Source organism: Rugamonas apoptosis, assembly GCF_014042355.1.
Lineage (GTDB): Bacteria > Pseudomonadota > Gammaproteobacteria > Burkholderiales > Burkholderiaceae_D > Rugamonas > Rugamonas apoptosis.
Genome location: NZ_JACEZU010000001.1, coordinates 826,111 through 834,208, shown reverse-complemented (window position 1 = coordinate 834,208; position 8,098 = coordinate 826,111). Strand labels below are relative to the sequence as shown.

Below are 8,098 nucleotides of genomic sequence, written 5' to 3'. Positions count from 1 at the left end.
TACTCACCCGTTCGCCACTCGCCGCCAGGTTGCCCCGCGCTGCCGTTCGACTTGCATGTGTAAGGCATGCCGCCAGCGTTCAATCTGAGCCAGGATCAAACTCTTCAGTTTAATCTCTGTTTGTTTGTCGACGACATTGCTGCCGCCGAATTCGTCCCATTGGTCCGAATTCGCTCACTCAAAATACTGACAGGCTACTCTTGCGAGTATCCTATTTCATTTATTTCTTGTGAACATTTGATATTTTAAGTATCACGAAGACTGGCTTCGTGTGCACTTCCATCAAACGTCCACACTTATCGACTGTGAATTTTTAAAGAACTTATTCGGTACTGCTTGCGGCGTTTCTGACAAAGCGTTTTGTTTATCAGCCGCGAAGAAGAAAGAGTATGAAGCGTTTAGTTCGTTTCGTCAACCCCTAACTTCCGCCCCGTTCAACTCGCATTTGCACGCGCCGTTTTGCGGGGAGGCGAACTATAGCAAAGGGCGGCGCGGCTGACAAGGCCGGCAGCGTAAAATAGCGGTTTCACCGATTCGCACGCCTGTCATGACTATCCTGCTCACCACCCTCAACGCCCGCTACACCCACGCCTCACTGGGTCTGCGCTACCTGCTGGCCAACATGGGGCCGCTGCAGGAACAAACAAAGCTGCAGGAATTCGTGATCGGTGCGAAGACGACGGAAATCGTGGAACGCATCCTGGCCCGGCAGCCTCGCATCGTCGGTTTCGGTATCTATATATGGAACGTCGAAGAAACCACCAAGGTCGTGGCCATGCTCAAGCGCGTGGCGCCGCAGGTGGTGGTCGTATTGGGGGGGCCGGAGGTATCGCACGAGCCGGGCGAACAGCAGATTGTCCAGCTGGCCGATTACCTGATCACGGGATGGGGCGACGTCACCTTTCCCAAGCTGTGCGGCGAGATCCTGAACGGCCCCAAGCCGCTGATGAAGATCCATGCCGGCGTCCAGCCACCGATGGCCGAGATCAAGCTGCCGTATTCGCTCTATAGCGACGACGACATCAAGAACCGCACCATCTATGTGGAAGCCTCGCGCGGCTGCCCGTTCAAGTGCGAATTCTGCCTGTCCGCCCTGGACAAGACAGCCTGGCCATTCAACCTGGACGCCTTCCTGGCCGAGCTGGAAGGACTGCACGCGCGCGGCGCCCGCCTGTTCAAGTTCGTCGACCGCACCTTTAACCTGAACATCAAGACCAGCCTGAAGATCATGCAGTTCTTCCTCGACAAGCTGGCCGCCTATCCCGACGACCCGGTCTACGCCCACTTCGAACTGGTGCCCGATCACCTGCCGGACGCGCTCAAGGAAGGCATCAGCAAGTTCCCGCCCGGCGCACTGCAGTTCGAGATCGGCATCCAGAGCTTCAATCCCGCGGTGCAGACGCTGGTCAGCCGCAAGCAGGACAACCAGAAAGCGGCCGACAACATCCGCTGGCTGACCACCCAATCGCACGCCCACATGCACGTGGACCTGATCGCCGGCCTGCCGGGTGAAGACGTGGCCAGCTTCGCGCGCGGCTTCAACCAGCTGTGGGCGCTCCATCCGCACGAGATCCAGTTCGGCATATTGAAGCGGCTGCGCGGCACACCCATCATCCGCCATACGGAAGCATACGGCCTGGTGTTCGAGCCGTATGCGCCCTACACTATCCTGGCCAACAAGGACATCGACTTCCCCACCATGCAGCGCCTGGTGCGCTTCGCCCGCTACTGGGACCTGGTGGCCAACTCCGGCCGCTTCGCGCACACGCTACCAGTGCTGCTGGGCGAATCGGCGTTCGAGCACTTCATGGACTTCTCCGACTGGCTGTATGCGAACACGGACGCCACTCACCGCATCGCCCTTGACCGCCTTGCCGCGATGGTGTCGAAATGGCTGCAGACACGCGGCATGAGTAAAGCGGCGGCCGACGAACTGCTGGCCAGCGACTACGCCGGCCGCAACGAATCGGGCTCGCGCATCAAGCCAGCGGCCGCCAACACACCGGCGGCGCGGGCCGAAACGGCGGCGCCGCAGCGCCAGGCGCGCCACCTGGCGGCCTGATAAGACGCAGGGCCGGCGGGATCAGCGGTGGCGGTCCCGCCCAAACTCCCTTAAACTGGCGTCATGCCCTCCGTCCAAGAGCCCACACTCACTCTCGATTCCAGCGCCGCCACCGCCACCGGCACCTGGCAAGTCCACGCACTCGCGCTGGGCGGCGCGATGCATACCCTCACCGGCCAGCTCAATTCCCTGAAGGACAAGGCCCATATCCAATGGGACTTGACTGGTATCGACAGCATGGACCACATCGGCGCCCAATTACTCTGGAACGCCTGGGGCAAGGCCCGTCCCGCGGCGCTGCGGCTGGCGCCGGGGCAGGAGGAATTCTTCAAACGGCTGGAGGCGGCCGGTAATCTGGAACTGAAAGCCCCGCGCAAACAGCGCCTGACCTCCGTCATGGTGCTCGGCTTCGCCATGCTGAAGTTCTTCGCCCACTTGCGTGGCGTGATCTCGCTGGTGGGCTCCGTGACGCAGGATATCGGCCGCTTCGCGCGCCATCCACTGCGCGGCCCGTGGCGCGAAATCTCGGCCAACATCTACCACGCCGGCCCGCAGGCGCTGGGCATCACGGCGCTGGTCGGCTTCCTGATCGGTGTGGTGCTGTCCTACCTGTCGGCCCAGCAGCTGCGCAATTTCGGCGGCGATATCTATCTGGTCAACCTGTTGGGCATGAGCATCATCCGCGAACTGGGTCCGCTGCTGGCGGCCATCCTGGTGGCCGGCCGCTCCGGTTCCTCGATCACGGCGCAACTGGGCGTGATGCGGGTGACGGAGGAACTGGACGCCATGCTGGTGATGGGCATCTCGCACGGCTTCCGCCTGATCCTGCCCAAGGTGATCGCGCTGGCCGTCTGCATGCCGCTGCTGGTGATCTGGACTGATGTCATGGCGCTGATCGGCGGCATGGTGTCGGCCAACGTGGAATTGCACCTGTCGCCGTACTACTTCATCGAGAAGCTGCCGGACGCCGTGCCGCTGGCGAACTACATGATCGGCCTGGGAAAAGGCGCCGTGTTCGGCGTGCTGATCGCGCTGGTGGCCTGCCACTTCGGCTTGCGCATCAAGCCCAACACGGAAAGCCTGGGGCGCGGCACCACCACCTCGGTGGTCACCGCCATCACCGTCGTGATCCTGGCCGACGCCGTGTTCGCGATCCTGTTCAACGGCGTGGGGTACTGATGGACGAGAACCAGCCAGCGCCATCTCCCGAGTCCTCCTGCGGCGCGCCCAACACGGGCGTGCTGAAACTGGATGGCAGCGTGCCGGTGGTGGAGATCACGGGCCTGTGGACCAAATTCGGCCGCACCGTCGTGCACCAGGATCTGGACCTGGCCATACAAGCGGGGGAGATCCTGTCCATCGTGGGCGGCTCCGGCACCGGCAAGACCGTGCTGCTGCGCCAGATGCTGGGACTGGAACGCCCCGCGCGCGGCTGCGTGCGCGTGTTCGGTGAGGACATCAGCGAAGTCGATGCGAGCCAGTTGCAGAAGCTGCGCAACCACTGGGGCATGCTGTTCCAGCAAGGCGCCCTGTACTCGGCCCTGACCGTGTTCGAGAACATCGCCCAGCCCCTGCGCGAACTGCACAAGATCCCGGAAGACCTGGTGCGCGACGTGGTGCTGCTGAAGATGAATATGGTGGGCCTGGGGCCTGAGCACGCCGGCAAGATGCCGTCCGACCTGTCCGGCGGCATGATCAAGCGGGTGGCGCTGGCGCGCGCCCTGGCGCTGGAGCCGCGGCTGCTGTTCCTGGACGAACCGACGGCCGGCCTCGACCCCGACCTGTCGGAAAGCTTTGTGGCCCTGATCAAATCGCTGCACCGCGAACTGGGGCTGACGGTGGTCATGGTCACGCACGACCTGGACACACTGTTCGCGCTGTCGACCCGCATCGCCGTGCTGGCCGAAAAACACGTGATCGCCATCGGCCCCACGCGCGAGCTGCTGAAGATCGACCACCCATTCATCAAGGAGTTCTTCCTGGGCGACCGCGGCCGCCGCGCGCTGGAAGCGCTCGACACGTCCCCGCCACAGCCCAAGGGCGCGCCAGAAATCAAACACTGAGTCAACACTGAGCGGACACTGAATACGCAACGGAGCATCCATGGAAAACAGATCGCACGCACTCATGACAGGTTTTTTCACGATCACACTGGTGATCGCGGCGGTGCTGTTCGGCCTCTGGTTCAACCGCGACCGCATCGAGCGCGTGCCGTACCAGCTGGCCACCACCCAGCCCGTGCCCGGCCTGAACCCGCAAGCGCAGGTGCGCTACCGTGGCCTGCAGGTGGGCAAAGTGGCCAGCATCGGCTTCGATCCCAAGGTGACCGGCCAGATCCTCGTCACCCTCAGCATCAACCCGGACGCGCCCATCACCAAAACCACCTTCGCCACGCTGGGCTACCAGGGCGTGACGGGCATCGCCTACATCCAGCTGGACGACGACAAGGTGGGCTCGCCGCTGCTGGGCACCAACGTCGATAACCCTGCCCGCATCCCGCTGCGTCCCGGCCTGCTGGACCAGCTGGAGAAAAGGGGTAAACAGATCCTGTCCCAGGCCGAACAGGCGGCCGACCGCCTGAACGCCTTGCTCAGCCCTGCCAACCAGCGCGTGATGCTGTCCGCCTTCACCGACATCAGCACGGCCGCCAAGGCTTACGGCGCGCTGCCGGAACAACTGCAGCCCACCATAGACCGCCTGCCCGCGCTGGCCGACCAGGCCCACGGCGCGCTGCAATCGGTGACCGCACTGGCCAACGACGCGCGCCGCCTGACCACCAGCCTGCAGGCGCCCGACGGCCCGCTGGCGCGCATGAGCGGCACGGTGGACCGGGTCGGCCTGTCGGTGGAGGCGGTCACCAGCGGCGTCGAGATGGACGCCTTGCCGCACGTGATCTCGCTCACCGACGAATCGCGTTCGTCGATGCGGGCCCTGAAGAACACCATGAACAAGCTCAATGAACGTCCGCAAAGCTTGCTGTTCGGCGCGCCCGGCACCCAGCCCGGCCCCGGCGAGGACGGCTTTACGGCACCGGCCAAATGAGGAACCCTGCGATGACCAACCCTTCCCGCCTGGCCACTATGGTCACAATGGCCGCCACCCTGCTGCTGAGCGGCTGCGCCAGCGGCGGCCGCACGGCCACCACCCTGTACGATTTCGGCCCGCTGCCGCAAACCAGCGCCGCCACCGCGCCCGCGCCGCTGCCGGCCCTGATCGTGGCCGACGTGGACGGCCCGCCAGCGCTCGACTCGGAGCGCATGCAATACCGGCTGCTGTACGCGGATGCGCATCAGGCCCGCCCCTACGCCTACAACCAGTGGACCAGCACCCCGCCGCAGTTGCTGACCCAGCGCATCAAGGCGCGTTTGGCGCAGGCTGGCGTCAAGGTGCTGACTTCGACCGACGTGGGCAGCGGCGCGCCCATGCTGCGCCTGGAACTGGATGATTTCGCCCAGAACTTCACCAGCGCCACCCAGAGCAGCGGCGCATTGGCCGTACGCGCCTCGCTGTTCCGTAACCACCGGCTGGTGGACCAGCGCACCTTCCAGCGCAGCAGCCCGGCACCCAGCGCCGACGCGGCCGGCGGCGCCCACGCGCTGGCCGACGCCAGCGACGCGCTGACCGCCGACCTGCTGACGTGGCTGGCCACGCTGCCGCAACAATAACGTAGCAATGGCGCAGCAATGACGCAGCAAACCGATCCACCAGCGGCCAATCCGCCACCGGCACGAGAACCGGCACCCGTACCTGCTCAAGTACCGACGCAAGTATCGGCGCAAGCACAGGCGCAAGCACCGGAGCCGGCGACCGTGTCCGGCGCCACGCCCGGCCGCAGTTCGGCGCTGGCGCGCGCCGCGCTGCTGGCCTATGTGCTGTTGATCGTGTACGCCAGCTGGTATCCCTTCTCGGGCTGGCAGAACCACGGGCTGTCGCCGCTGATCTTCCTGGAGCACGTGGAGCTGCCCCGCTACTGGACCAAGTTCGACGCCATCACCAACGTCATCGGCTACATCCCGCTGGGCACCCTGCTCGTGTACGCGCTCTACCCGCGCGTGACGCGGCTGGCCGCCTGGCTGCTGGCCAGCGCCAGCGGCGTGCTGCTATCGGGCCTGATGGAAGCCGTGCAAACCTATCTGCCCAGCCGCGTGTCGTCCAACCTGGACTTCTACACCAACGCGGCCGGCTGCAGCCTGGGCGCCCTGATCGGCGTGCTGACAGTGCGCCGCCTGCTCGACCAGAGCCAGTTGTACCGGCTGCGGCGGCGCTGGTTCGCGCCCCAGGCCAGCCAGGGCCTGGTGCTGCTGGCCCTGTGGCCGCTGGCCCAGATCTACCCGCAAAGCTTCCTGTTCGGCCACGGCCAGTTGCTGCCCATCCTGTCCGAATGGCTGTCCGAGCTGCTGGACACGGAAATCGACCTGGGCGCCTGGTTGCGCCCCGTGGCCACGCTGACGGTGGAACAATACTGGCTGTCCGAAACCATCATCACGGCCTGCGGCATGGTGGGCGCGGCGCTCACGCTGCTGTGCCTGCTGCGCCGCCCGGCGCCACGCGCCACGCTGGTGGCGGCGCTGGTGGGCGCGGCCGTCGTCGTCAAGGCGCTGGCGACGGCGCTGCTGTTCTCGCCCGAGAACGCCTTCGTGTGGGTCACGCCGGGCGCCGAAGGGGGCTTTTTGATCGGCGCCATCATGCTGGCCGGCCTCGCGTTCGCGCCGCACGCGGCCCAGCGCCGGCTGGCGGCCCTGACTTTGCTGCTGAGCCTGCTCATCGTCAACACCACGCCGGCCAACCCGTATTTCGTCGCCACGCTGCAAACCTGGGTGCAAGGAAAATTCCTCAACTTCAACGGCGCGGCCCAATTCCTGTCGCTGCTGTGGCCGTTCTTCACGGTCTGGTACCTGTGGCTGCCGGCGCACGGCCAGCAACGGACGTGACGGCGGCCCGCATGGGGCCGCGATCGCGGGTATCATAGCGGCTGTCAACCAACACGAGACTGCCATGAGCGACGACCTGTATTACCAACGCCACGTCTTCTTTTGCGTGAACCAGCGCGACGACGGCCGCCCCTGCTGCAGCGACCACAACGCCATCGCGGCCCAGAAACACGCCAAGAAGCGTTGCAAGGAACTGGACATCAACGGCGCCGGCAAAGTCCGCATCAACCAGGCCGGCTGCCTGGACCGTTGCGACGAAGGCCCGGTGCTGGTGGTCTACCCCGAAGGCACCTGGTACACCTACGTCGACACCGCCGACATCGATGAAATCGTCGACAGCCATCTGGTGAACGGCAAAGTGGTGGAACGTTTGAAAATCTGAACTCCCTGATTTGATTCACATGAACAAGAACTCTGAAAAATTCACGCTGCAAGGCGGCGCCGGCCAGATGGAAGGCCTGATCGACTTTCCCAAACAGGCGCCGCGCGGCATCGCGCTGGTGGCCCACCCGCACCCGCTGTACGGCGGCACCATGGACAACAAAGTGGCCCAGACCCTGGCCCGCACCTTTGTCGGCCTCGGCTACGTGGCGGCCCGCATCAACTTCCGTGGCGTGGGCGCCTCCGAAGGCGAGCACGACCACGGCCACGGCGAGACGGACGACATGGCCGTGCTGCTGGCCTACATGCAGCAGCGCTACCCGGGCTTGCCCGTGGCCCTGTCCGGCTTCTCGTTCGGCACCTTCGTGATGGCGCGCCTGCAGGAACAACTGGTGGCGGCCGGCACCCCGGCCGAGCGCCTGGTGCTGATCGGCACGGCGGCCGGCAAATGGGAAGTGGCCAACGTGCCGGCCGATTCCATCGTCATCCACGGCGAGCTGGACGAAACCATCCCGTTGAAGGACGTGTTCGACTGGGCCCGCCCGCAAGACTTGCCCGTGATCGTGATTCCCGGCGCCGACCACTTCTTCCACCGCAAGCTGCAGCACATCAAAGGCTGGGTCAACCAGCTGTGGCACACGCGGCCGGAACAGGACACCGCGACGGCGGCCTAAGCAACTATAATGGGCGCGCCTGTTCCAGGCCGCCCGTCCCCCAACTTAGA

At 65.0% G+C, this 8,098-nt stretch carries 8 protein-coding genes and 1 rRNA gene; 8 read left to right on the top strand and 1 reads right to left on the bottom strand.

Features of this window, described 5'->3' with window-relative positions; translation table 11 throughout:
* Positions 1-111: ribosomal RNA gene (locus tag H3H39_RS03680) — 16S ribosomal RNA — on the bottom strand; the annotation flags it as partial.
* Positions 112-547: 436 nt separating this feature from the next.
* On the opposite strand from H3H39_RS03680, the gene H3H39_RS03675 reads away from it, so the two are divergent.
* The 8 genes from H3H39_RS03675 (at position 548) to H3H39_RS03640 (ending at position 8,048) form a co-directional block, all read left to right on the top strand.
* On the top strand, positions 548-2,062 hold the full coding sequence (locus H3H39_RS03675) for a B12-binding domain-containing radical SAM protein (protein WP_182151917.1): 1,515 nt from the start codon (positions 548-550) through the stop codon (positions 2,060-2,062).
* 63 nt (positions 2,063-2,125) lie between these two features.
* Entirely contained in the window at positions 2,126-3,241 is a 1,116-nt protein-coding gene (locus H3H39_RS03670; RefSeq protein WP_182151916.1) for an MlaE family ABC transporter permease, read from the top strand.
* Positions 3,241-4,125 (top strand): ABC transporter ATP-binding protein, encoded by an 885-nt coding sequence (locus H3H39_RS03665; RefSeq protein ID WP_182151915.1) that lies wholly within the window; start codon positions 3,241-3,243, stop codon positions 4,123-4,125. Before H3H39_RS03670 ends, H3H39_RS03665 begins: the two co-directional genes overlap by 1 nt.
* 40 nt (positions 4,126-4,165) lie before the next feature.
* Complete coding sequence (locus H3H39_RS03660; RefSeq protein WP_182151914.1) at positions 4,166-5,104, top strand: MlaD family protein; 939 nt, start codon at positions 4,166-4,168, stop codon at positions 5,102-5,104.
* 11 nt (positions 5,105-5,115) lie between these two features.
* Positions 5,116-5,727 carry an ABC-type transport auxiliary lipoprotein family protein gene (locus tag H3H39_RS03655; protein ID WP_182151913.1) on the top strand — a complete coding sequence of 204 codons (612 nt, stop codon included), beginning with the start codon at positions 5,116-5,118 and terminating at the stop codon, positions 5,725-5,727.
* Between the two features lie 18 nt (positions 5,728-5,745).
* On the top strand, positions 5,746-6,993 hold the full coding sequence (locus H3H39_RS03650) for a VanZ family protein (RefSeq protein ID WP_182151912.1): 1,248 nt from the start codon (positions 5,746-5,748) through the stop codon (positions 6,991-6,993).
* Positions 6,994-7,057: 64 nt separating this feature from the next.
* Positions 7,058-7,375, top strand: coding sequence for a (2Fe-2S) ferredoxin domain-containing protein (locus H3H39_RS03645; protein WP_182151911.1), 318 nt, complete (start codon positions 7,058-7,060; stop codon positions 7,373-7,375).
* A 19-nt stretch (positions 7,376-7,394) separates the two neighbouring features.
* A complete protein-coding gene (locus tag H3H39_RS03640; RefSeq protein WP_182151910.1) occupies positions 7,395-8,048 on the top strand; it encodes an alpha/beta hydrolase in 654 nt (217 codons plus the stop codon).
* The last annotated feature ends 50 nt before the right edge of the window (positions 8,049-8,098 follow it).

Coding starts and splice junctions, on each gene's coding strand:
- H3H39_RS03675 (WP_182151917.1), top strand. CDS start 548: ATGACTATCCTGCTCACCACCCTCAACGCCCGCTACACCCACGCCTCA.
- H3H39_RS03670 (WP_182151916.1), top strand. CDS start 2,126: ATGCCCTCCGTCCAAGAGCCCACACTCACTCTCGATTCCAGCGCCGCC.
- H3H39_RS03665 (WP_182151915.1), top strand. CDS start 3,241: ATGGACGAGAACCAGCCAGCGCCATCTCCCGAGTCCTCCTGCGGCGCG.
- H3H39_RS03660 (WP_182151914.1), top strand. CDS start 4,166: ATGGAAAACAGATCGCACGCACTCATGACAGGTTTTTTCACGATCACA.
- H3H39_RS03655 (WP_182151913.1), top strand. CDS start 5,116: ATGACCAACCCTTCCCGCCTGGCCACTATGGTCACAATGGCCGCCACC.
- H3H39_RS03650 (WP_182151912.1), top strand. CDS start 5,746: ATGACGCAGCAAACCGATCCACCAGCGGCCAATCCGCCACCGGCACGA.
- H3H39_RS03645 (WP_182151911.1), top strand. CDS start 7,058: ATGAGCGACGACCTGTATTACCAACGCCACGTCTTCTTTTGCGTGAAC.
- H3H39_RS03640 (WP_182151910.1), top strand. CDS start 7,395: ATGAACAAGAACTCTGAAAAATTCACGCTGCAAGGCGGCGCCGGCCAG.